Origin of the sequence: Polymorphobacter megasporae, from assembly GCF_018982885.2 — a bacterium.
GTDB lineage: Bacteria > Pseudomonadota > Alphaproteobacteria > Sphingomonadales > Sphingomonadaceae > Polymorphobacter_B > Polymorphobacter_B megasporae.
In genome coordinates this window covers 807,323-830,695 of the sequence record NZ_CP081848.1, presented here as the reverse complement: position 1 = coordinate 830,695, position 23,373 = coordinate 807,323, and the positions used below count along the sequence as shown (strand labels likewise).

Annotated in this window: 16 protein-coding genes; 3 read left to right on the top strand and 13 right to left on the bottom strand. The window is 66.9% G+C overall.

All coding sequences use genetic code 11. From position 1 onward, the window contains the following. Positions 1-41: 41 nt before the first annotated feature. The 7 genes from pobA to KTC28_RS03810 form a co-directional block, all read right to left on the bottom strand. Complete coding sequence (gene pobA, locus KTC28_RS03840) at positions 42-1,202, bottom strand: 4-hydroxybenzoate 3-monooxygenase (RefSeq protein ID WP_216710234.1); 1,161 nt, start codon at positions 1,200-1,202, stop codon at positions 42-44. Then, positions 1,199-2,161 carry a Gfo/Idh/MocA family oxidoreductase gene (locus tag KTC28_RS03835; protein WP_216710233.1) on the bottom strand — a complete coding sequence of 321 codons (963 nt, stop codon included), beginning with the start codon at positions 2,159-2,161 and terminating at the stop codon, positions 1,199-1,201. Before KTC28_RS03835 ends, pobA begins: the two co-directional genes overlap by 4 nt. Continuing rightward, a complete protein-coding gene (locus KTC28_RS03830; RefSeq protein ID WP_216710232.1) occupies positions 2,158-3,000 on the bottom strand; it encodes a class III extradiol dioxygenase subunit beta in 843 nt (280 codons plus the stop codon). The genes KTC28_RS03835 and KTC28_RS03830 overlap by 4 nt, the downstream gene beginning before the upstream one ends. Continuing rightward, entirely contained in the window at positions 3,000-3,452 is a 453-nt protein-coding gene (gene ligA, locus KTC28_RS03825; protein ID WP_216710231.1) for a protocatechuate 4,5-dioxygenase subunit alpha, read from the bottom strand. Before ligA ends, KTC28_RS03830 begins: the two co-directional genes overlap by 1 nt. Beyond that, the gene (locus tag KTC28_RS03820) at positions 3,449-4,474 is read right to left on the bottom strand and encodes an amidohydrolase family protein (RefSeq protein WP_216710230.1); all 1,026 of its coding nucleotides are present in this window, start codon (positions 4,472-4,474) and stop codon (positions 3,449-3,451) included. Before KTC28_RS03820 ends, ligA begins: the two co-directional genes overlap by 4 nt. Next, positions 4,471-5,298, bottom strand: coding sequence for an NAD(P)-dependent oxidoreductase (locus tag KTC28_RS03815; protein ID WP_216710229.1), 828 nt, complete (start codon positions 5,296-5,298; stop codon positions 4,471-4,473). Before KTC28_RS03815 ends, KTC28_RS03820 begins: the two co-directional genes overlap by 4 nt. Before the next feature lie 64 nt (positions 5,299-5,362). Then, positions 5,363-6,514 carry a LysR family transcriptional regulator gene (locus tag KTC28_RS03810; RefSeq protein ID WP_216710228.1) on the bottom strand — a complete coding sequence of 384 codons (1,152 nt, stop codon included), beginning with the start codon at positions 6,512-6,514 and terminating at the stop codon, positions 5,363-5,365. 98 nt (positions 6,515-6,612) lie between these two features. Between KTC28_RS03810 and KTC28_RS03805 the strand changes: the two genes are divergently transcribed. From KTC28_RS03805 to KTC28_RS03795, 3 genes are read left to right on the top strand one after another with little or no spacing between them, the layout of a single operon-like run. After that, positions 6,613-7,287: a 4-carboxy-4-hydroxy-2-oxoadipate aldolase/oxaloacetate decarboxylase gene (locus tag KTC28_RS03805; protein ID WP_216710227.1), complete on the top strand. Its 675-nt coding sequence runs from the start codon at positions 6,613-6,615 to the stop codon at positions 7,285-7,287. Beyond that, positions 7,280-8,347, top strand: coding sequence for a 4-oxalomesaconate tautomerase (locus KTC28_RS03800; RefSeq protein ID WP_255602246.1), 1,068 nt, complete (start codon positions 7,280-7,282; stop codon positions 8,345-8,347). The genes KTC28_RS03805 and KTC28_RS03800 overlap by 8 nt, the downstream gene beginning before the upstream one ends. Then, entirely contained in the window at positions 8,344-9,234 is an 891-nt protein-coding gene (locus tag KTC28_RS03795) for an amidohydrolase family protein (protein ID WP_216710226.1), read from the top strand. Before KTC28_RS03800 ends, KTC28_RS03795 begins: the two co-directional genes overlap by 4 nt. A 55-nt stretch (positions 9,235-9,289) precedes the next feature. Here KTC28_RS03795 and KTC28_RS03790 read toward each other — a convergent pair whose 3' ends face one another. From KTC28_RS03790 to KTC28_RS03765, 6 genes are all read right to left on the bottom strand, one after another. Further along, a complete protein-coding gene (locus KTC28_RS03790; RefSeq protein ID WP_223132283.1) occupies positions 9,290-11,926 on the bottom strand; it encodes a TonB-dependent receptor in 2,637 nt (878 codons plus the stop codon). Between the two features lie 243 nt (positions 11,927-12,169). After that, on the bottom strand, positions 12,170-12,823 hold the full coding sequence (locus KTC28_RS03785) for a L,D-transpeptidase (RefSeq protein ID WP_255602245.1): 654 nt from the start codon (positions 12,821-12,823) through the stop codon (positions 12,170-12,172). A 5-nt stretch (positions 12,824-12,828) separates the two neighbouring features. Further along, positions 12,829-16,377 carry a two-partner secretion domain-containing protein gene (locus KTC28_RS03780; protein ID WP_216709795.1) on the bottom strand — a complete coding sequence of 1,183 codons (3,549 nt, stop codon included), beginning with the start codon at positions 16,375-16,377 and terminating at the stop codon, positions 12,829-12,831. 47 nt (positions 16,378-16,424) lie between these two features. Continuing rightward, positions 16,425-18,089, bottom strand: coding sequence for a ShlB/FhaC/HecB family hemolysin secretion/activation protein (locus tag KTC28_RS03775; protein WP_255602244.1), 1,665 nt, complete (start codon positions 18,087-18,089; stop codon positions 16,425-16,427). Between the two features lie 279 nt (positions 18,090-18,368). After that, positions 18,369-20,375: a tetratricopeptide repeat-containing sulfotransferase family protein gene (locus tag KTC28_RS03770; RefSeq protein ID WP_216709794.1), complete on the bottom strand. Its 2,007-nt coding sequence runs from the start codon at positions 20,373-20,375 to the stop codon at positions 18,369-18,371. Positions 20,376-20,433: 58 nt separating this feature from the next. Continuing rightward, positions 20,434-23,154 carry a TonB-dependent receptor gene (locus tag KTC28_RS03765; protein WP_216709793.1) on the bottom strand — a complete coding sequence of 907 codons (2,721 nt, stop codon included), beginning with the start codon at positions 23,152-23,154 and terminating at the stop codon, positions 20,434-20,436. Between the last annotated feature and the right edge of the window lie 219 nt (positions 23,155-23,373).

Below are 23,373 nucleotides of genomic sequence, written 5' to 3'. Positions count from 1 at the left end.
ACTTTAGTCGCGAGTTTGGTCGCCAGGGTTGCGGCAAAAGGTCAAAGCGGCAGGCCGACGTAATTCTCGGCGATGCTTGCCTGCGCTGCCGCCGAGGTCGCGATATAGTCGAGTTCGGCGTGCTGCATCCGGCGCTCGAACGGTCCGGCGTCGGGAAAGCGGTGCATCAGCGACGTCAGATACCAGCTGAAGCGCTCGGTCTTCCAGATGCGGCGGAGCGCGCGCGCCGAATAACCGTCGACCCCGGCGGTGTCGCCGCGCGCGAACCAGCCGATCAGCGCCTCGGATAGATAGACGATGTCCGACGCGGCGAGGTTCAGCCCCTTCGCGCCGGTCGGCGGGACGATGTGCGCGGCGTCGCCGGCGAGGAAAAGCCGCCCGCGGCGCATCGGCTCCGACACGAACGAGCGCAGCGGCGCAATCGACTTCTCGATCGACGGGCCGCGGGTGACGCCACGCGCGATGTCGGGGCCGAGCCGGGTTTCGAGTTCGTCCCAGAAGCGGTCGTCGGACCAGTCCTCCACCCGCTCGTCGTTGCCGACCTGGACGTAATAGCGGCTCCGCGTCGGCGAGCGCATCGAGGCGAGCGCGAAGCCGCGGTCGTGGCTCGCGTAGACGACCTCGTGGTGGCACGGCGCGACGTCGGCGAGGACGCCGAGCCAGCCGAACGGGTAGGCGCGGTCGCAGTATGTGCCGCCGATTGCCGCGCGCGACGGACCGTGGAAGCCGTCGCATCCGGCGATGACGTCGCATTCGATCGTCTGCGCGACGCCGTCGACGGTGAAGGTCAGTGCCGGGTGGTCGCTGTCGACGTCGTGGAGCGCGACGTCGCCCGCCTCCCAGATGATGTCGAGCCCGGCGGCGGGGGCGGCGTCGATCAGGTCGCGGGTGATCTCGGTCTGGCCGTAGGCGGTGACGTGCTTGCCGGTCGAGCCGACGATGTCGACCGGGATCACCGCGCCGTCGTTGACGAGGGTGAGCCCGTCGTGGGGCAAGCCCTCGACCTTGAGCCGCGCGTCGAGGCCGAGCCGCGCGAGCAAGTCGGTCATCGTCGCTTCGAGGATTCCCGCGCGGATGCGCGATTCAACGCGTGCCCGGCTGGTCCGCTCGACGACGATGCAGGCAATCCCGGCTTGGCGCAGCGAATGGCCGAGGAGGAGTCCTGCCGGACCGGCACCGACGATCGCGACCTGGGTCTTCAACCGAACGATCGCTCGCCGGATGCCGCCAGCTGCTTTTCGAGCGCGTCGAGGACGCGGTAGCACGGCAGCACCTGCGCGACGCCGCTGTTCGGCTCGCGGCCCTCGCGGATCGCGGCGATGAACTCGCGGTCCTGCAGCTCGATGCCGTTGACCGAGACGTCGACCTTCGACACGTCGACCGGGACGTCCTTGCCGGTGAACAGGTCGTCGTAGCGCGCGAGCCACGTCCCGGTGTCGCCGATGTAACGGAAGAAGGTACCGAGCGGCCCGTCGTTGTTGAAGCTCAACGACAACGTGCAGATCGCGCCGCTTTCGCTCTTCAACTGGATCGATATGTCCATCGCGATGCCGAGTTCGGGATGAAGCGGCCCGGCGAGCGCGTTCGCGGCGACGATCGGCCCCGCCTGATACGCGAACAGGTCGACGGTATGCGCTGCGTGGTGCCACAACAGATGGTCGGTCCACGACCGCGCCTCGCCCTTGGCGTTGATGTTGCGGCGGCGGAAGAAATACGTCTGGACGTCGAGTTGCTGAAGGTTGAGCTCACCCTTGGCGATCAGCCCGTGGATATACTGGTGGCTCGGATTGAACCGCCGCGTGTGCCCGACCATGCACGTCAGCCCGGTCGCCTGCGCCTTGGCCAGCACCGCCTCCGCATCGGCGAGGCTGTCGGCAAGCGGGATCTCGACCTCGACATGCTTGCCCGCGTCCATGCACGCGATCGCCTGCGCGGCGTGCATCTGCGTCGGGGTGCACAGGATCACCGCGTCGACGTCGTCGCGCGCGAGCGTTTCGGCGAGATCGGTCGTCGCATGGCCGATGCCGTACTTCGCCGCGATCGCCTGCGTCGGCTCGAGGTTCCGCCCGACGAGCGAGGTCACCGTCACCCCGTCGATCAGCTTGAGCCCGTCGAGGTGCTTTTCCCCGAACGCCCCGGCCCCGGCGAGCGCGATCCTCACGACGTCTTCTCCAGGACCATATGGCCGACGGCGGTGTTCGACGCCGGGACGCGGTAGAAGCGGTGAAGCTCGCGGATATCGGTGCCGAGCGCACCGCGCATGATCAGCCACATCACCAGCTCGATCCCCTCCGACCCGGCTTCGCGCAGATACTCGATATGCTGCATCGTCCGCAGCCGCTCGGGATCGGCGGTCAGGTCGTCGAGGAATTCGTTGTCGAAGGTCTTGTTGATCAGCCCGGCGCGCGGGCCCTGCAATTGGTGGCTCATCCCGCCGGTGCCCCAGATCTGGACGTTGAGATCCTCCGGGTACGACTCGACAGCGCGGGCGATCGCCTCGCCGAGCCGCCAGCAGCGGTTGCCGGTTGGCGGCGGATACTGGACGACGTTGACCGCGAGCGGGATGACCTTGCACGGCCATGCCGCGGGCTGGCCGAACATCAGCGTCAACGGCACCGTCAGGCCGTGGTCGACGTCCATCTTGTTGACGATCGTCAGGTCGAATTCGTCGAGGATGCACGACTGCGCGATGTGCCACGCAAGGTCGGCATGGCCCTCGACGACGGGGACCGGGCGCGGGCCCCAGCCCTCGTCGGCGGGCTGGAAGCTGTCGGCGCAGCCGATCGCGAAGGTCGGGATCATCTCGAGGCTGAACGCGCTCGCATGGTCGTTGTAGACGAGGATGACGACGTCGGGCTTTTCCGCCTTGAGCCACGCCTTGGTCCAGTCGAACCCGGCGAACACCGGAGCCCAATACGGCTCGGCGGTCTTGCCGTTGTCGACTGCCGCGCCGATCGCGGGGATGTGGCTGGCGGCGATGCCGGCGGTCAGGCGGGCCATCAGATCGTGCTCCCGGTCGTCTCGGCGGCCTCGGCAGCAACTGCAGCGAGCGCAGCATCGCGCTTCGACCGCAGCCCCTCGGGCGAGCGGCCACCGGCAATCATCATTTCGTTGTGCGCGTCGACGCTTGCCCCGGTCATCGTACTGACCGCCTGGACGAAGCTCTGGCCGTCGGTCGAGAAGATCTTGGCGAGAAAATAGATGTTGCCGCCCTCGTCGATCGCCGCGTTGTAATCGCGCGTCAGGACTGCGCTGCGCTGCGCCGGGGTCAACTGCCAGTCGTCGAGATACGCCGCTTCGTCGGCCTTGAAGCGCGCGCGATTGTCGGCCTTCATCAACGACATGCAGAACTGGTTGAGGTGATAGCCCTTGCGGCTGCGCGCGGCGGTGAAGACGCGCGTGCCGGGGATATCCTCGAGCTCGGCGAGATAGGCGTGGATATCGGTCGTCATTGTCCGCGGGCCTTTAGTTGCGCATCGAGGCGCGGGAAGACGCGGCGGGCGTTGCCCTCGTAGACCGCGTGGCGGGTCGCATTGTCGATTGGCAGCGCGTCGACGTAGCGCTTGGTGTCGTCAAAATAATATCCGGTCTCGGGATCGATCCCGCGGACCGCGCCGACCATCTCCGACCCGAACAGGATGTTCTTCGGGTCGATCACCTCGAACAAAAGGTCGATGCCCGGCTGGTGGTAGACGCAGGTGTCGAAGAAGACGTTGTGCATGACATGATCGGCGAGGCGCGGCTTCTTGAGCATGTCGGCGAGGCCGCGATATCGTCCCCAATGGTACGGCACCGCGCCGCCGCCGTGGGGGATGATGAACTTGAGCGTCGGAAAGTCGGCGAACAAATCGCCTTCGAGAAACTGCATGAAGGCGATCGTGTCGGCGGCGAGGTAATAGGCGCCGGTCGCGTGGAGCCCCGGATTGCACGACCCCGAGACGTGAACCATCGCGGGGACGTCGAGCTCGACCATCTTCTCGTAGAACGGATACCACGCCCGGTCGGTCAGCGGCGGCGAGGTGAAATGACCGCCGCCGGGGTCGGGGTTGAGGTTGCAGCCGACGAAGCCGTGTTCGAGGACGCAGCGTTCGAGTTCGGCGATGCTCGCGGTCATGTCGGCATGCGGCGACTGCGGCAGCTGGCAGACGCCGATGAAGGTTTCGGGGTAAAGGCGGACGACCCGCGCGATCAAATTATTGCACGCGATCGTCCATGCGAGCGACACGCTCGCGTCGCCGACGTGCGGGGCCATCACCGACGCGCGCGGGCTGAAGATCGTCATGTCGGCGCCGCGCTCGCGGAGCAGCCGGAGCTGGTTCTCCTCGACCGACGCGCGCAGCTCGTCGTCGGAAATATTCGGGTACGGCGGAGCCTCGGCCCCCGCCCGCGCCGCCGCGACCTGCTGCTTGCGCCACGCATCGTGCGCGGCGGGAGCGGTCGTGTAATGGCCGTGGCAGTCGATGATCAATGTCATGCGGCGCGTTGCCTTTTGTCGGGGTCGATCAGCGCGAGCTTCGCGGTGAGACCGGCGGGGTTAGTTCCGATCGCGCCGAGTTCGCGCTGCCGTCTCGCGGTGCCGCGGCTCATCAACGGATCGACGCCGAGATCGGTGAGAGTTGCGACGACCTCGTCCATCTCGTCGGCGCGGCGGGTGCCGTGGGCGAGCATCCGGTCGAGGTTGTATTCGGCCTTCGCCGCCCAGTCGGGGCCGAGCGACGCGACGACTTCGGCGGTGACCCCGGCGCGGTGCGCGGCGAGGAGGCATTCGGCGGTCAGCGCCTCGATTCCCTTGACCATCACCGACCGCACCATCTTAATCGCCGCCGCATTGCCGACCGGCCCGGCGACGACGCGGACCTTGGTGAAACCAGCTGCGGCAAGCGCTTCGGCTCCGGCGGGGGCGTGGTCCCCGGCGAGCAAGATCGGCACGGCGCGGCGCTTCGGGTGGACCGGGGCCATCACTGCGCAGTCGACATAGCGCCCGCCCGCCGCATCGATCGCGGCGGCGGCGGCGCGCTTGGTTGCGGGCGACACCGAATTCATGTCGCACCACATAGCGCCGGGCGCGAGATGCGGAGCCGCGTCGCGCGCGGCGGCGAGCGCCGACCCGGCGGTGACGAGGCTGAGGATCAACGACGCATCGGCGAGCGCGGCGGCGTTGTCGCGCATCGCGGTCACGCCCGCCTGCGCGAAATCGGCGCTGCGGTCGGCAATGTCATAGCCGCGCGCCGCCCAGCCAGCACCGCTCGCAAACGCCTGCGCTGCTTCGCCGAAGCCGATGAGGGAGACCGGGACCACGGCGATGGAGGTGCTCGCTGCGGCGTGCGAGAGCCAATCGCAATCCGATCGGCGATATAACTTCCTACGAAGTCTGTCCCGCCGTCGCGATCGCCTGGTCGATGAACGCGCGCTGGTCGGGGGTCGGGATCCACCCCGTCCGCGCGGTCAGGCCGATTGTCCTGACGGTCCCGGCGGGCTCGCCGCCGATCGTCGCGAGCAACCCCGCCGCAAGCTCGACCGCGACCTGGTCGGGGGACAGCATCGTCAGGCAATCGCTGTCGAGGAGCAGCCCGCGGATCAGGATGACCGAACCGCATTCGACCGGCACGCGCGGCACCGCGATCCCGGCGCGGATGAACATCGCCTCCCACATCGTCCGGAGCGGTGTTCCGCGTGCGGAAACGATCCACTCGAAGTTCGCGAGTTGTGCGGTCGTGTGCGGAGCATGTGCGAGGGGGTGTCCGGCGCGCCCGATGATCACCGGATGGTCGTCGAACAGCGGCGTCTGGACGACATCGGGACCGGGCACCGGATCGCGCAACGCCCCGATCAGCAGGTCGAGTTCGCCGTCGCGCAACGGCTCGATCAGCTCGGCGTGCGACCCCTCGGCGATGACGATCTCGACGTGGGGGAAGGCGCGATGGTACTCCGCGACGATCGCCGGAAGCACCCGCGCGCGCGCCAGCGGCATCGCCCCGATCGCGATCCGCCCGCTCGCAAGCCCTTGCAGGCCCTTGAGTTCGGCAAGCCCGGCGGCAAGCTCGCCGAGCGCTAACCGGAACCCCCTCGCGGTCCGCAGCCCCGCCGCGGTCAGCACCAGCCCGCGCCCGCGCCGCTCGACGAGTGGCCGCCCGAGCTCGAGCGACAGGTCGCGGACCGCGCGGTGGAGCGACGGCTGCGCCAGCCCCGTCGCCGCGCTCGCACTGACATAGCTGCCGCCCCGCGCCACCGCGACGAACGCGGTCAACTGCGCCATCGTCACCCGGCGGCTCGCGACATGGACCAGCGCCGCCTCGACCCGCGGGGCGAACCCCCGCGCCGCCGCCGTCGCGGTCATGCCGCCGGGGTGGCGGTCGAACAGCGCGACGACGAGCTGATGTTCGAGCCGGGCGAGCCCCTGCGTAACCGCCGGCTGGGTCAGGTTCGCCGCCGCCGCCGCCGCGCTGACGCTGCCGAGCCGGACGATTGCGGCGAAGACATCGAGGTGGCGGAGGTTAAGTCGATCGGGCTCCATGCCTGTCGATTAGCATGAACTTATGCAAAAGCCGCAACTGTGACTGGCGGCGCATGCCGTGGCGGCGGCACGGAGAAGGCCTTCTTATGGAGCGACAGATGACCGGACTCGTCAAACGCCACATCGAGCGCGCCGATCCCGCCGTCATCGACGCGCTCGGCGCGTGCGGCGTCGCCACCGTCCACGAATCGCAGGGCCGCACCGGGCTCCTCGCGAGTCGCCTGCGGCCGATCTACCCGGGTGCCCGCATCGCCGGGTCGGCGGTGACGATCAGCGCGCCGCCGGGCGACAATTGGATGCTCCACGTCGCGATCGAACTCGTTCAGCCCGGCGACATCATCGTCCTCAGCCCGACGAGCCCGTGCGAGGACGGCTATTTCGGCGACCTGCTGGCGACCTCCGCGATGGCGCGCGGCTGCCGTGGCCTGATCATCGACGCCGGGGTTCGTGACATCCGCGACCTGACCGAGATGGGCTTTCCGGTGTGGTCAAAGGCGGTGTTCGCGCAGGGGACGATCAAGACCTCGCTCGGCTCGGTCAACGTGCCGATCGTCTGCGCCGGAGCGGCGATCATGCCGGGCGACGTCATCGTCGCCGACGACGACGGGGTGTGCGTCGTCCCGCGCGAACAGGCCGCGACGGTCCTCGCCGCCGCACAGAAGCGCGAGGCGAACGAGGGCGACAAGCGCTCCCGGCTCGCAGGCGGCGAACTCGGCCTCGACATGTACGACATGCGCGGCAAGCTCGCAGCGCTGGGGCTGACCTATGTCTGACGTGGTCCCCGGCGGGGTTCGCTGCATGTGGCTGCGCGGCGGCACGTCGAAGGGCGGCTATTTTCTCGCCGAAGACCTCCCCGCCGATACCGCCACGCGCGACGCCTTCCTGCTTCGCGTCATGGGCTCGCCCGACCCGCGCCAGATCGACGGCATGGGCGGGGCCGACCCGTTGACGAGTAAGGTTGCAGTCGTCTCGCGATCGGAGCGCCTGGGCGTCGACGTCGACTATCTGTTCCTCCAGGTCTTCGTCGACAAGGCGATCGTCACCGACGCGCAGAATTGCGGCAACATACTCGCTGGGGTCGGGCCGTTCGCGATCGAACGCGGGCTTGTCGCAGCGGCGGGGGAGACGACGCGGGTCGCGATCTTCATGGTCAACACCGGGCAGGTCGCGGTGGCGACGGTCGCGACGCCCTGCGGTGTCGTGACCTATGCCGGCGACGCCCGGATCGACGGCGTCCCCGGGACCGCGGCGTCGATCCCGCTGGTCTTCACCGATACCGCCGGATCGAGCTGCGGCGCGCTGCTGCCGACGGGCAATGCGGTCGACACGATCGACGGCGTCGCGTGCACGCTGATCGACAACGGCATGCCGTGCATCGTCATCGCCGCCGCCGATGTCGGCGCGACCGGCTATGAGAGCCGCGAGGAGCTCGACGCCAACGATGCGGTCAAGGCGCGGATCGAGAAGGTCCGGCTGATCGCGGGGCCGATGATGAGCCTGGGCGACGTTGCCGACAAATCGGTGCCGAAGATGATGCTCGTCGCCGCGCCGGTGAACGGCGGCGCGGTCACCGTCCGAAGCTTCATCCCCAAGCGCGCGCACGCCTCGATCGGCGTCCTCGGCGCGGTCAGCGTCGCCACCGCGTGCCTGATCCCCGGCACGCCCGCCGCCGCGGTCGCGGTCGTCCCCGAGGGGTTGAGCAAGACGCTGTCGGTCGAGCACCCGAGCGGCGAGACGAGCTGCGTCCTCGAAACCGGTTCCGACGGCGCGGTCGTCAGCGCCGGGGTGCTGCGGACCGCGCGCAAGTTGATGGACGGGACGGTATTCGGATGACTGCCGGAAATAACTCGACGCGGATTAAATCGTGGACCGACGCGCCGTCGCGCCCCGCGTGGACCCCGCCGCCGGGAGCGGTCGACGCGCATGTCCATGTCTTCGGCCCCGAGGCGCTGTTCCCGTTCAGCCCGAAGGCGAAATACCTGCCGCAGGATGCGACGCCCGAGATGCTGTTCGCGCTCCGCGACTCCCTAGGATTCGCGCGCAACGTCATCGTCCAGGCGAGTTGCCACGGCACCGACAACGCCGCGACGCTCGACGGCATCGCCCGGTCGAACGGCACCGCGCGCGGCGTCGCGGTGGTCGACCCAGCGATCTCGGACGCCGAGCTTGCCCGCCTTCACGCCGGGGGTATCCGGGGGGTCCGCTTCAATTTCCTCAAGCGCCTCGTCGACCATGCGCCGAAGGACGCCTTCCTCGCGCTGGCGCAGCGGATCGCGCCGCTCGGCTGGCACGTCGTCGTCTATTTCGAGGCCGACCTGCTCGTTGAATTGACGCCGTTCCTCGCCGCGATCCCGACCGTCGTCGTCGTCGACCACCTCGGCCGCCCCGACATCGGGCAGGGTCCCGGAGGTGCCGACATCAGCGCCTTCGTCGCGCTGCTCGATGCGCAGCCGCATTTGTGGGCAAAGGTGTCGGGGGCCGACCGGCTGTCGGTCACCGGCGCGCCGTACGACGATTTCGTCGCGGTCGTCCGCCCGGTCGTCGAACGCTTTCCCGACCGCGTCCTGTGGGGGACCGACTGGCCGCATCCGAACATGGAGACCAACATCCCCGACGACGGCGCCTTGGTAGATGTCGTGCCGCGGATAGCGGTCAGTGCGCAGCTCCAGCAGAAGCTGTTGGTTGCAAATCCCGATCGACTATATTGGCTCGCCGCCTGAAGGGCTCACACGCACAGATTAAGCGAGTTAGCCTTTCAGAATCGTCGACAAAGCGCTAGTATTTAACGCGCAGCGTCCCACCGAACGTGCGCGGCGCCCCCAGGAACGCATCGAGCACGCCGGTTGCGTTCGTCGGGACGTTCTGGAAACCCGAGTTGAACGCGACCTGCTGGTAGTTCGTATTGAGCAGGTTCTCGGCCCAGATTTCGGCACTGAACCGGCCGTCCTTGGGTCCAAACGCGACGCGGCCGTTGGCGACGACATAGCCCGACTGATACTTGCCGGGGTCGAGGTCCGACCCGGTGTTGTAGCCCGACGAGTATTTCGCGCCGAGGTTGAGGCGGGCGACGTAGTTGTTGCCGACTTCGACCGAGTAAGTCCCCGACAGCGACGCCGACCACAATGGCGCGAGCGAAACGCGCGAGTGCTCGCCGCCAAGGTAGCCGGTCTGCGCCTGAAGCGTAGCAAGCTGCCCATCATTCAGGTCGTAGCGTGTGTCGGCGTAGGTCACGCCGCCCTGCACGCTGAACGCTTTCGACGCCAGCCAGACGAAGTCGGCATCGACGCCCTTGCTGATCACCTGCGGCACCGAGGTCACGACGAACACGAGGCCGGTGAAGGTGTTGAGCTGGAAGCCCTGATACTTCTGGTAAAAGGCGGTGGCGTTCAACAGCACCTTGCGGTCGAACAGCGTCGCCTTTTCGCCGATCTCGTACGAGTCGTTGGTTTCCTTGGCGAAGCCGGTGTTGAGGATCGGCGTGACCACCGCTGCGCTGCCCGGGGCGCAACCGGCGGTACCGACGGTGCACTCGACGCGATCGAGGTTGAAGCCGCCCGCCTTATAGCCGCGCGCGTAGGACGCATACAGCAGCAGCTCGCGATTGAGCCGATAGGCGAGCTTGGCCGTCCCCGACGGGACGTTCTCCTCGCGCGTCTGGTTATTGATGAAGTTGTTGTAGCCGGGGCTGAGGAACGGCAGGCAAAGCGTGCCGTTGACCGCCGCGAGTTGCGCCGCCGCCGCCGGGTTGACCCCGTTGAGAATGCCGAACGCCGCGTTCGCCGCGCCGCAGCCTGCACCGTTCCCGATGTTGTTGCTGACCGCGTTGAGCTTCTTGTCGTCGAGCGTGTAGCGCACGCCGACGTTCAGGCTGAGCTGATCGGTGATGTGCAGCGTGTCGTCACTGAACAGCGCATAAGTGTCGTCGCGCTGGCGGTAACGGTCGACCGAGCCCGAGCCGGCGGCGAAGTTGACGCCGCGAACGAACGGAAACGTCAGGCCGGTCTGGAGGAAGGTCGCATCGGGCTTGCCCTCGACCAGCGACGAGAACAACAGGCTGAGGTATGGCGTGAACTGGCTGCCGACGAGGACGCTCGTGTTCTGGCGCAGCTTTTCATCGGCGAAGAAAGCCCCGACGAGATAGTCGAGCTTGCCCGCGGTCCCGGCGTAGCGGACCTCCTGGCTGAAGGTGCGGAACTGTGACGAATTGCTGTCGTCGCTGGGCAGGTAGTCGATGTCGGCAGTCGAGAAATCGGCGTCGAAACCGGCAGTGTTCTTCCAGTCGCGGTAGGCGCTGATCGACGTCAGGGTGCCCGGTCCGACATTCCAGTCGAATTGCGCCGAGATGCCACTGTCGTTGATCCGCTGGCCGTCGGGGCGATTGGCGTAGGCGTTGCGGTTGTACGGTGTCGCCGGATTGCCGTCGTTGCCGCCGAGTGCCGCAACGAGGTTGTTGGCGAGGTTCGCGCCCGGGGCCTGGCTCGCGCGGGTGATGACGGCGATGCAGCATGTCTCGTTGCGGTGCGAATGGTCGGCGATGATCCGCAGCTTGAAGTCGTCGCTCGGCGTGAACAACAACTGGCCGCGAACCGTGTAGAAGTTGCGGTTGGTGTCCTCGGTCGCGGTGCGCGGACCGGGGCCGGTGTTGACGTTGAAATAGCCGTCGCGCTGGCGGTCGGCGAAATACAGGCTGGCCGCAAGCTTGTCGGTCACGATCGGTCCAGTGACCTGCGCCGCGCCGCCGATGGCACCATAGTTGCCGCCGGTCAGATCCGCGCTGGCACCGAAGGTAAACTCGGGCGGAGCGGTCAGGATGTTGATGACCCCGGCGGTCGCCGACTTGCCGAACAATGTTCCCTGCGGGCCCTTGAGGACCTCGATGCGGTCGACATCGCCGAGGTCGCCGAAGCCGACGCCGTTGCGCGAGCGGTAGACGCCGTCGATGACGATACCGACCGACGATTCGAGGCCGGGGTTATCGCCAACGGTGCCGACGCCGCGGATGCGCGCGGTCGTTGAGCCTTCGTTGGACGTCGAGGTGACGAGCAGGCCTGGCGTCAGGATCGCGAGATCCTTGATGTCCTTGACGCCGGTATCCTGGAGCAGCTGGCGATTGATCGCGGTGACGACGATCGGCACATTCTGCAGGCTGTTGCTGCGCTTCTGCGCCGTGACGACGATTTCGTCGACGTTGCCACCCCCCGTCTGAGCGGCAGCGGTCTGCGAGACGCCGGCATTTCCGACCCCTGATTGGCCGACCCCAGTTGCCGTTGCAGCCGGTACATCGTCGACGGCGACGGGTGGTTGAACTGGCGCTGGATTAGCCGCCGACTGAGCGGCAGCGGGCATGGCGATCAACCCAACGGCGAGCGCCGCAGTCGAAGCCGCGGCACGGAAACGGTACTGGTACGCCACTTGCGATTCCCCAATTGGTTCATCCGGCTCCATGGGCCGCTGGGGCACTGGGGCTTCTCATGGATTAAGCTGAGGGCGAGCGTCATAACCGATCGGGAGGACCCAGCAAGGACTCCCGAGACCAACGCCCAGCGTCAGAACGCCACATGCCGTCCAGCGCTTGGTCGCTTGCCGCACGTGGTTAGCCTTGGAGAGGCAATTACCTATGCGGCGCCTGGACCGGCGGATGTGAGAACGGGATTCTCACGGCTGGCCGCTGGCGCGACCTGCGCCCATTCGAAAGACGTCGCGCAAAGGCCTAACCTCGGGCAGAATATAGACGATCCCACCTTTGGCGAAATCGGGCTGGACGACTTCGGTGAAGAACGCCGCCGGGATATTGATGCAGCCATAGGATATGCGGTTGTCGTCAGGCGACGGGGTGGCGAGCCGCTGGAGCCGGTGATCGGTCGGCGAACCTGGGACGACGGCATGCATCGAGATCGCCGCGGCGTAATCGATCCAGACGATGGCGTGGCCGGCGGCGTTGATGTCCGGCGCGGCCTCGAAGCGCCCGGCAGGCGTCGTGCGTTCTGCGGGCCGGATCGCCGAGAGCGGGCGCGTGCCGATGCCCGGCGAGCTGTCATCGCCGCGTGCCAGACCGAGCAACACCGGTGAAGTGCCGATAAGCACACCACTGCTGTCGAAGACGAACAGTGAGGCATTGCGCTTGTCGACGATCGCAAAAGGCCGGTCGTGCGCGTCGCCCGAGGCGGCAATCCACCCCGCTACCGAACGGACCGCATCCGACGTGCCGGTCAACGGCGCGGCGGCGGCACCAGCGCCGATGGCGGCGGCGGCGAGCAACAGTGAATGAGCGATGCGGCGCAGCGCCCGGCCGGGGTTGGACGCGTTCACGCCGCCTAGTTCCGGTCCTGCTTGCGCGGCCGCATGACCGGTACTGCCGCAGGAACGGCGGGCACAACTGGGGTGGCGGCGGGCGTTACCGGCGTCGGATAGGGTAGCACGGGCTGCGGTGTGGTTGTGGCATACTGGACCACGGGAACTCTGACGCCGCCGCCAAGCACGGCAAGCTCGACGCCAGCCGGCAGCGTGCCGCTTGCCACTGCGAGCGGCACGATGCCGCTTCCTGCCGCCAGCGCCTCGAATGTCGCCGTATCGGTAAGCACTCCGCCACCGGCGAATTGAGCGCCTTGTCCGGCGCCGCCACCGTTACCTGCCCCGCCACCGGTGCCCGCGCCGCCGCCGTTACCTGTCCCGCCGCCAGTGCCGGTCCCGCCCCCGGTACCCGTCCCGCCACCTGTACCTGTCCCGCCGCCCGTACCCGTCCCGCCACCAGTGCCGGGTGTCGGCGTTGGCGTGGGCGTTGGTGTCGGCGTGGTGCTTGCAGCCGCGGTTACAGTCAGCGCGCCGCTGGTGTAGCTCGTCGTATAGTTGGTCGGGACATACGTGCCGCCGGTCGCGTTGCCAGCGACGATCTCATACGGCGTGCCGCTCGCGGTCGCGGTGCTCGTCGCCCCGGGACTCGACACGTCGACATGGGCAATCGTATCGCCGTTCTTCAATCCGGCGCTACTGAACTCGGTTCCGGCAAAGGTCAGCGTGGTTCCGGCGACCTTGCTCGTGCTGTTTGCCGTGACGACGAGGCTCGCCGGGGTCACGGTCAGCGAACTGCCGACATAGCTCGTCGAATAGTTCGCGGGGGTGTAGCTGCCGCCGACTGCACCCGCGACCGTGACGGGATACGGGCCGCCCGCGACCCCGGCGGTCGCCGCTGTCCCTGCGCTGGTCAGGGTCGCGCTGCCGACGCTCTCGCCGTTCTGGAGACCGCTCGTGGTGAATTCGGACCCGGTATAGGTCAGCGCGTCGCCATAGACCTTGCTCGTCGGGTTTGCGGTGATGACGAGCGCGGCTGGGGAGATCGCCAGCGTGCCGTTGACGTAGGTCACGACGTAATTGGTCGGCACGAAGCTGCCCCCCGACCCGCCGCTCGGGGTGATCGCGTACGGGCTACCGGCGACGCTAGCGGTCGGCGCGGCTCCCGGGCTGGCCAGCGTCACCACGCCGACGACATCACCGTTGCGCAGGCCGCTGCTGGTGAATTCGGAACCGCTGAATGCGACCGTCTGGCCGTAGGTCTTGCTCGCGTTATTTGCGGTGATCGTCAGCGGCGCGGCGGCGACGGTCAGCACACCGTTGACGTAGGTCGTGGTGTAGTTCGACGCGCTGAAGCTGCCGCCGATCGCGTTGCTCGGGGTGATCGCGTACGGGCCGCCGGCCACGCTCGCGGTGGCGACGGTACCGGGGCTGACCTCGGTGACGGTGCCGATCGTCTCGCCGTTGACGAGGCCGGTCGAGGTGAACTCCGAGCCGGTGAATCCCAGCGTGTCGCCGTAGGTCTTGCTCGCGTTGTTGGCGGTGACGATCAGCGGCGCGGGGGTGATCGACGCCGGGGTCACGCCCGCGGCGGCGAACAGCGCGTAGCGCGCCTGGTCGGCTCCGGCGAGGCCGACACCGGTGAAGGTGACGGGTTTGAGCGTGCCGACATTGGCATTGTCAAAATTGCCGGTCCCGCCGCTGAGGCGGACATCGACTGCGCCGCCGACGGTCGGATCGCCGCGGAAGGTCAGCACCGCAGGGGTGGTGCCGTCGTAGATCTTGTCCTTGGCGGCGACGAACACCCACATGAACGCGGTGAAGCCGGTATACGCGTTCGGCGCGCCATAGCCGTTTTCGGGCGAGTAATAGATCGTCTTCGAGGTCGATGTGACCGGGAATAGTGAGCTTAGGTGGACGGTGCCGCCCGTCAGCCCGCCGCTGCCGTCGGAGTCGGCGACGAGCAGGACCGATCCACCCGCGCTCGCGGTGATCGCCTCGTTCTGGTTGATGTCCTGGCCCGCGTTGATGTTGATCTGCGAGCCGAGTGCGCTCGCGGTGATCGCGGCGTTGAGCTCGGCATTGTGACCGGCGGTGATGATGAACTTCGATCCCGCTGTGCTGGCGGTGACGGCGGCATTGATCAGGACGTCGTTGCCCGCACGCAGTTCGAGCGTCTGCGGCGTCGTCCACGTCACCGCGTCGGCGACGGTGATATTATGGTCAGCGATGATCAGCCGGTTCGAATTGGCGAGGCTCAGCGTGACCTGCGAGGGTGTCTCGTCGCCGCCGGCGGTCGCGATCAGATAGTCGACCGGGTCGAGCAGCCACAGGCCGGTGCTGCCATGTGCGGCAATGGTGCGGACGAGCGCGCTGTCGGCGAGCGTGACGTGAGCGCCCGATGTCTCGACGAGTCCGCCGTTCCCGGACAGGCGCCCGCCGCGGGCCGAAATGGTCCCGGCGACGTCGGTCGCGCCGGCCGACCACAGGACAACACGGCCGCCGTCGCCGGTGGTGACGGCGTCGGCGGTGACGTTTGCCCCGGCTGCCATGTTGAGCGATGCCGCGTTGGCGATCGAAGGGTCGCTCCCGCGATAGCCGCCGCCGAGTGCGATCGAGCCGCCACCCGCGCTCCCCGATGCATCGACGGTGCCAGTGACGCTGACCGCATTTCCGGTCGCGACGATCGTGCCACCGGTGTCTGCAGCGGCGGTACCTGAGGCAGCGAGCGTTCCGCCAACCGAAACAATCCCGTTCGCGGCGTCGCCAAGGAGCATGATGGTGCCGTTCCGCGTGCCGATCGAATTGGCCCGTATAACGCCGCTGTTGTTGACGGCGGTCTTGAGCAGGCCGCTCGCGCCACGCGCGGTCATTAAGACGTTGCCGCCGTCGGCGACGATCATGCCGCCGTTATTCGCCAACGCATCGACCGCGCCGCGATCGACCGTCACGGTAAGCAAGCCCTTCGCACCGATATCGAGCGTCGCGGCGGTCCCGGCGACGAGCGCGACCGAGCCGAGGCGCGCTGAGATTAGACCGGTATTGCTGACCTGTGCGCCGAGCAGGACAACCGTCCCGCCGTCGGCGATGATGCTCCCGCGATTGACGACGCTGCCGCCGCCGCCGGAGAAGCTGTAACGCCCCGCCATGAAGTCGCCGTCGGTGATCCCGAGGCTCGATGCGACCAGCCCCGCGACGTTGACCTGCGCGCTCTGGCCGAACAGCACCCCGTTCGGATTGACGATGAAGACCTTGCCGTTCGCGGTGAGGCTGCCGAGGATTGCAGTCGGGTCCTGACCAAGGACGCGGTTGAGCGCAACCGAAGTGCTGTTCGGCTGGACGAAAGTGACGCCCTCGCCGCGACCGATGCCGAAGCTCTGCCAGTTGATCACGGCGTTCTGCGTCGATTGGTGGACCGTAAGCTGCGTCGGCGCGGCGGTAATCGTTGCGGCACCTGCCGCGACAGCGCCGCCGGTGGGCAAGGCGTGCACGCTGGTCGCGAAACCGGCGACCATCACGCTGCCGGCGAGTAGACGGGCGCGAACCGGGCGAACGCGACGGGACACGGTAAACATCGGACGCAACCTTTGCGACTGGGGGAGAGGGCTATGGCTGCTCATGGTCAGAACGACTTGACGAGCTGGACCCAGAACCGCCCGGCGTGGTCGGGCTCGGAGGTGACGATGTCGCTGCCGATGCGGTGCGCGTACGACGCCTTGACGAGAAAATCGCCGTTACGCGCCCAACTGACGCCGGCACCCCCGCCGGTCAGGTTGGCGTGGTTGCGACCCGTAGCGAAACGGTCGTGGTTGAAGGTGATGCCGCCATTGTCAATAAAGCCGAACAACTGAACCTCGCCGGGGACCCGCCGGGCAAGCGCGGCGAGCGTTAGGCGCAGTTCGGCGGTGGCGACGTAGCCGTCGTCGCCGTACGCCTCTCCTTCGGGATAGGCGCGCACGGCATAGGCCCCGCCAAGCTCCATCTTCTCCGCGATGTCGAGGTTCTTCGTCGCGACCTGACCGCGGACCGCGACGTACAGTGAGAGCGGCCCCGATAGCGCCTGAACGCGTCCGATCGCGGCGTTGAAGCGGCCGAAGCCACCGTTACTCCGCGTCGTCGCCGCGTCGGCGGCGAGAACCACCGGCGTGCGGATGTCGAGGTTTCCGTACGTTCCGCCAACCGAATAAAACGACGCGCCGCCGCCGCCGAATGAGTCGCGGCTATCGCCGCTCAGGCCGATCGTGCCGACCTGCGACTGCTTGCTGCTCGTGCTACCGACGGCATCGGCCTGGTCGTGGAAGAACTTGAAGTCGACGCCGCCGAGCGCGTTCAGATTTACGTTGTACGACCGGATCAGCGGGTAGCTGCCATAGACGCTGACGATGTCCGCCGAACCGTGCGCCCGCAGGCTTTCGAATTCGCGGTGGAGGCGGTAATCGAGCCGGGCGTACGCAACGCCGATCGTCGCGACCCCGGCGGTCGCCTGATACGCAGCCCGGACGTAGGTCAGCCCGCCGTCGGAGACGAGGCCGCGCAGGCTGATGACGTCGCCAAGGCCGAACGGCTCATTGAGGTTGACCGTCCCGCCCGCGCGAAAATAGCCGGTGTAGCGATTGCCCGCGTTATCGCCCTCGACGTCGCCCGAAATGCGATGCGTCGGCGTGACGTCGATGCCAAGGTCAGAGCTGCCGATCGCGGTGCCGGGCGCGAGGGTTGAATGGACACCGACGCCTGGCAGGTCGCCGAGCAGCAACAGGCGCCGCTCGAGCGGCTTGTTGGCGACGAGGTCGCCCGGTGCGAGTCCCGCAAGGACGCCCCGGACGATGCGGTCGGACGCGCGGCTCGTATTATGGGGCGTGACCTTGCCATAATGGCCCTCGACGACCGCGATGACGACGCGGCCGCCGTCGACCGGCTGTGGCGGCAGGTAGGCCTGCGCGACGAAATAGCCGCGGGCATTATAGAAATCGGCGATCCGCGATGCCAGGAGTTGGAGGTCGGCGAGCGTCATCACGGATCCGGCACGAAAGCCCGATGCCGCAATCAGCTCGCTTTCGCTGAACAGGGTCGCGCCGGTTATGCCGAGTGACGCGACGGCGATGCCCGGCCCTGCCGCAGCAACGGGTGGCGGCGGCGTGGGGCGCTCGACCGTCACCCGGGGTACAGCCCTAGGTGGCTCTGTTCCCGGGGGAATCTGCTGCAACTGGCCGCCTGCGCTCGGCAACTGCTGCGCCACTGCCGCACTGGCCATCATCACGCACGCCGCGCCAACCACCAATGTCTTCAAAACTCGCACCCTTCGGCCGCCTCAGCTGCGACAGACGGTGCTGCCACACTTGCTTAATCGCGCCGGAAGAGATCGTTGTGCACTCGTGGATTCTACGGGGCAGTGATTAGTGAACCGTGAAGGATGAATAAGGGACCAAGGATGGTATTCGATCGAGGCCGATAACCTTGAGAGGGGGTTATCCCGTTTTTTGACGAGCCGCCGAGCACGTTACATTAACTCGCACCGTCACCTGCTCGACCAAAGGCGGTGAATGTCGTTGCACCGTCGGCTCGGCAATCAGTTTGCAGCGTCAGCCTCAATCGCGTTACCTAGTGCGAGCCGCAGTGGCATCAATTCCGCTGCATAGTTTTTCCACTGGTCGAGGCTCTGGCGAAAGATTGGCTGCCGGACTTGCTCAGAACTCGGCGTTCGGACGTGTCGCCGGGTCTTGTAAAATTCGACGCACCCAGATTCATACGGCAAGCCACAATGCTCCAGGATCCGGCGCACACTGCCCTCGAGGTCAGCGACTACATTCTCGTGATTCACGCGCAGAATGCGACCCGGCAACGCGGTGTCCCAGTGCGCCATCAATTCGAGATAGGTCCGATAATATCGCGCAATATGTTCATCGCTGTACGTAAACTCCTGTCCGTTTGCGAACAGCTGCTTCAGGTTGCTGAAGCAGCAAGCCATCGGCTCGCGACGAGCGTCGATGATCCGCGCGTTCGGCAGCATCAGGTGGATCAGGCCAATGTGCCGGAAATTGTTCGGCATCTTGTCGATGAAAAACGGCCGGTCAGTCCGGTGGATACGCGTATCGGCGAGATAAGTGTCACCCCAGCGTGTGAACTCGGCATCGGTCATTTCGGCAAGGATGGCCGGATAGCGCGGATTGTTGGGATCGGGGTCGCGGCCTTGGAGGTCGAGGACGATCCGCTGGATGTCGGCCAGTTCCTGTGTCCCCTCCACCGCGGAATGCGACGCGAGGATTTGCTCGATCAGCGTCGACCCCGATCGCGGTAGCCCCACGATGAAGATAGGGTCGGGCCGGGGGTCGCCCCAGCCGGCACGGCGCGCGAAGAATGCGGGGGTGCACACCGCGATCTGCTGGCGGGTGTTGGCTTCGATGATCTCGGGGCGGTAGCGGCTTTCGGCGCGCTTGAGTTCGTTTCCGCGCGCGTAATAGTCCCATGACCGGGCAAAGTCGCCGCGATCCTCGTGCGCCTTGCCGAGCGCGAAGGCGAGGTGGATGCGGTCGTCGGGCTGTGTCGCGGGCGCAGCCTCGGCGTCGGCCATCGCGTCGACCTCAGCGTCGGGAAATCGGTAGGTCTTGAGGTTGGCGAGGCTCCAATAGGCATCGCCGAAGTCGGGCCGCGCCGCCGCCGCACCGCGATACGCGGCGATCGCTTCGGGAACGCGGCTGACGGTCTTGAGTGCGTGCCCGAGCCACAAATGGACGTCGGGCGAATCCGGGACGTCCGCCAGCAGCGCGCGATACAGCTCGATCGCCCCCTCGTTGTCGCCGACGCCGACCGCCGCGGTCGCGGCGAGCGCGCGGTACGCGGTGTTGCCCGGATCGGCGGCGAGCAGCGTCGCGATCTCAGCCTGTGCCGCCAGGTATTTGTGTCGCTGGATCAGGCACTGGGCATATTCGTGGCGCGCCGCGCGGTGGCCGGGAACGCGCGCGAGGACCGCGTCGAACAGCAGTTCTGCGTCGTCGAATACCTCGCGCGCCATCCCGATCTTGGCGAGCAGCCGCATCGCCTCGACGTCGTCGCCGTGCTGCCCCAGAACGCCGCGCACCATCTCCTCGGCGGGCGCGAGATCGCCGTCGGCGAACAGCGAGGTCGCTGTCACCACGGCTGGGCGCAGCGATGCGAGGGCGGCGACATGCTCGGCAGCGATCGCGGCGTTCGCGGGATCGCCCGAGAGGCGATAGACTCCGGCGAGCATCTGCCAGCTCATCGGCAGTGCGGGGTTGATATTGACCGCGCGCAGCAGCGCGTCGATCGCGCGCGGCGCATCCTTCTGCGCGACGAAGCACAGTCCGCGCTCCTGGAGCATCCGGCTGAAGCGCGGGTGGAGCGCCTCGAGCCGGTCGAGCGTCGTCATTGCGGCCGCGATGTCTCCCGTCACGCGCTGGTTCGTCGCGACGAGGAGGAGCAGGTCGCGGTTCTCCGGCACCTCGCCGAGCAGCACGCGCCCCGCAGCAAGCACATCGGCGTGCCGGCCGGCGGCGTGGAGCTGCCGCAGGCGGGCGATCTCCGCGAAGACGCTCGACGCAGGGGAAACGACGGTCATGGCATCCGGGCGCAGGCTGCGGGTCCAATCACCCGCAGCTTGCGCTTACACCCCAGCGTCAGAAATCATAGCCGAGGCGCACGCCGAAGACGCGCGGGCGGATAGGGATTTCTTCCTTGATGAACTCGACCGACGAGGTGAACTGGCTCGCGTGCGAGTTGGTCAGGTTGGTGACGTACAACTGGGTGTTCCAGCCGGCGCGCGCGCTGACGCCGACCGACGCATCGACGGTGGCATAACCGGGCATCCGGTAGCGCAGGAACGTCGTCGTCGGCAGGATCACCCCGTCGCCCGACAGATACGTCGCGGGCTGATTGTACTGCGCGCTGATATACTGCGCGCCGACCTGCGCGAATGGCTTGTACTCGCCGATCTCGGTGTCGTAGCGGATGCGCCCGCTCGCCTCGAAATGCGGCGAAAACGCTGCGACCGACCCGGCGACACCGAACGGGTTCTGAAACGGCGCACCCTTTACCGAGGTAATGCACTTGCCGAACGTCGGCGACGCCGCGATGTTGCTGACGAGGCACGGCGAGTTGGTCTGCTTGTTGTCGTTGTACGTCGCGGTGCCGAGCAACGTCAGTTCCTGCGTCGGCCGCGCGGTCAACTGCGCCTCGACACCCTTGATGTTGTAGTTCGGGCCATTGATTCCGAAGGTCGTGTTGCCGAGCTGGGTCGGGTTGTAGAACAGGAACTGCACGTTCTTCCAGTTCATGTTGTACGCCGACAGGTTGAGCTGGAGGCGGCGATCGAACAGCGAGGTCTTGATGCCGATCTCGTAATTGTCGAGGCTGTCGGGGGCATAGCTGTTCGGCGTCTGGAACTGCGCCGTGCCACCCGCCGCCGGGCCGACCGCGACGTTGCGCTGCGACCGGCTGAACCCGCCCGGACGGAAGCCCTGTGAGAAGGTGAAGTAGGCGAGCGTCGTCGGCGTCACCTTCCAGTTGACGCTGCCCCGGCTTTTGAAGCCGTGGTAGCTGACGTGATCGTTATGCGCGCCGATGTCGAAGGTGCCGCCGAGAGGGCCGCACTGGCCGTTGGGGACGTTGAGGCATCCCGTTCCGGTCGAATACTGCGCGCCGACCTCGTATTCCTTGTAGTTGAAATAGCGCGTGCCGCCGGTGATCGTCAGAACGTCGGGGATGATGTCGACGTCGACCGAGCCGAAGAACGCGAGCTGGGTGTAGCCGCGCTTGACGTCCTCGCCGAAGCCGGTGTTGTCGTCGCGCGTGCCGGGCTCGTTGACCTCGGCCCCGGCGACGGTCCGGGTGTTGGCAACGCACGGCTGGCCGCCGGCGAGCGCGGTCGCGAGGTTGGCGGGATTGCACGACGGGATCGTCTTATATTCGAAGTTCATGATGTCTTCGACGCGGAACGTCTCCTGGAAGACCCCGCCGATCGCGCGGATCCGCCACGTGTCGGGGGTGCTCAGGCGGAATTCGTTGGTCAAATGCGTGTTCTTTACCCGGTCGTGCCAGTAGGTCGCCGGGGAGAAGCACGTCGCCGCGCCCTTGCCGAAGCCGGTCGCGCCGCCGGTGCACTCGTAATACATGCCGTACGCGGTGCGCGAGTAGTTGGTATAGTCGACCTGGTTGTCGATATGCCGCTCGAGATAGCTGCCGGTATAGACGGCGTTGAGCGGGCCGAGCTTGCCGTGGACGGTCCATGCGGTGCTCTCGAAACGGTCATGGTCGTAGCTCGGCACGAACGATGTGACCTGCAGCGGCTTCAAGGGCTGGAAGTCGGAGCCGATCGGATACTGCGCCGACAGACCCTCGACATCGAGGTGCTGGAGGCTCTCGGTGATCAGGATGTCCCAGTTCGGCGCGACATCCCACAGGGCTTCGATCCGGCCGCCGGTGTAGGTGACCGGGTTGAAGTCGTTACCCGCGGTCGTCCCGTTATTGATCTGGTGCTGGTTGGGGAAGGTGCAGAAGCCCGGCGACGTCGCCGCCTGCGGCTGGCCGTTGGGGCAAAGGCCACCGGCGGTCGGCTTGATGTTGAGATAATAATTGCCCGGATCGGCGTTCGACCGGGTGAAAGTGCTCGAGACGTTGTCGATGTACCCGCCGCGGCGCTCGTTGTAGATCGTCCCGCGGACCGCGAGCTTGTCCTTGATGATCGGCACGTTGAGCGTCAGCACTTCGCTGTTGTTCGCCGCGCCGCCCGACGTTCCGCCGTACATCGCCTCGGCATGGCCCTCGAAGCGGTCGAGCTTGGGCTTGTTGGTGATGTAGCGAACCGCGCCGGCCTCGGCGCCGCCGCCGAACAACGTGCCCTGCGGCCCTTCGAGCACTTCGACGCGCTCGATGTCGGCGACGTAGATGTCGACGTTACGCGCCGGAAACTGGAGCGACTGGTCGTCGAGATAGACTGCGACGTTGGGGAAGTTGCCGATGGTGGCGCTCGACTGGCCGCCGGCGAACCCGGCGCTGAGGCCGCGGATGAAAATCGCGCCCTGGCCCGGGCCGTTGTTGCCGAAGGTAACGTTCGGCGTGTACTTGATCAGGTCGTCGAAGGTCGAGACGTGAAGCTGCGACAGCGTCTCGCCGGTGAACGCCTGGATCGTCAGCGGGACCTTCTGGATGCTTTCGTTACGACGCTGCGCGGTGACGGTGATCTCGCCGATGCCGTTGTCGGCGGTGTCGGCTGCCGTCGCGTCGGGTGCCGTGTCGGGCACGGCAGAGGGAGCAGCGGTCGTTGCGGCGGCGAGGGCGGCGTTGCCGCACCCGCACAGCAGGGCGGCGACGGCACCATAGACAAAACGATCGGCTTTCATGGCCACGGCCCCCTGCTCGGCTGAATTTCTCGGGGCCGCTCTCGCGCCGATAACAGGGCGCGCGCCAAGTCTTTGGCCATATGCCGGTTATAGGCGATATCTATGGCCCGACGGCGGTAAGCGTCATCTATCTGTCATGGAACGACGGGATGTGTCGCGTAGACGGCGATTCGTAGAGTGGCTTAGCGCGCTGTTTGCATGTGCAGCAATTCCCGATCG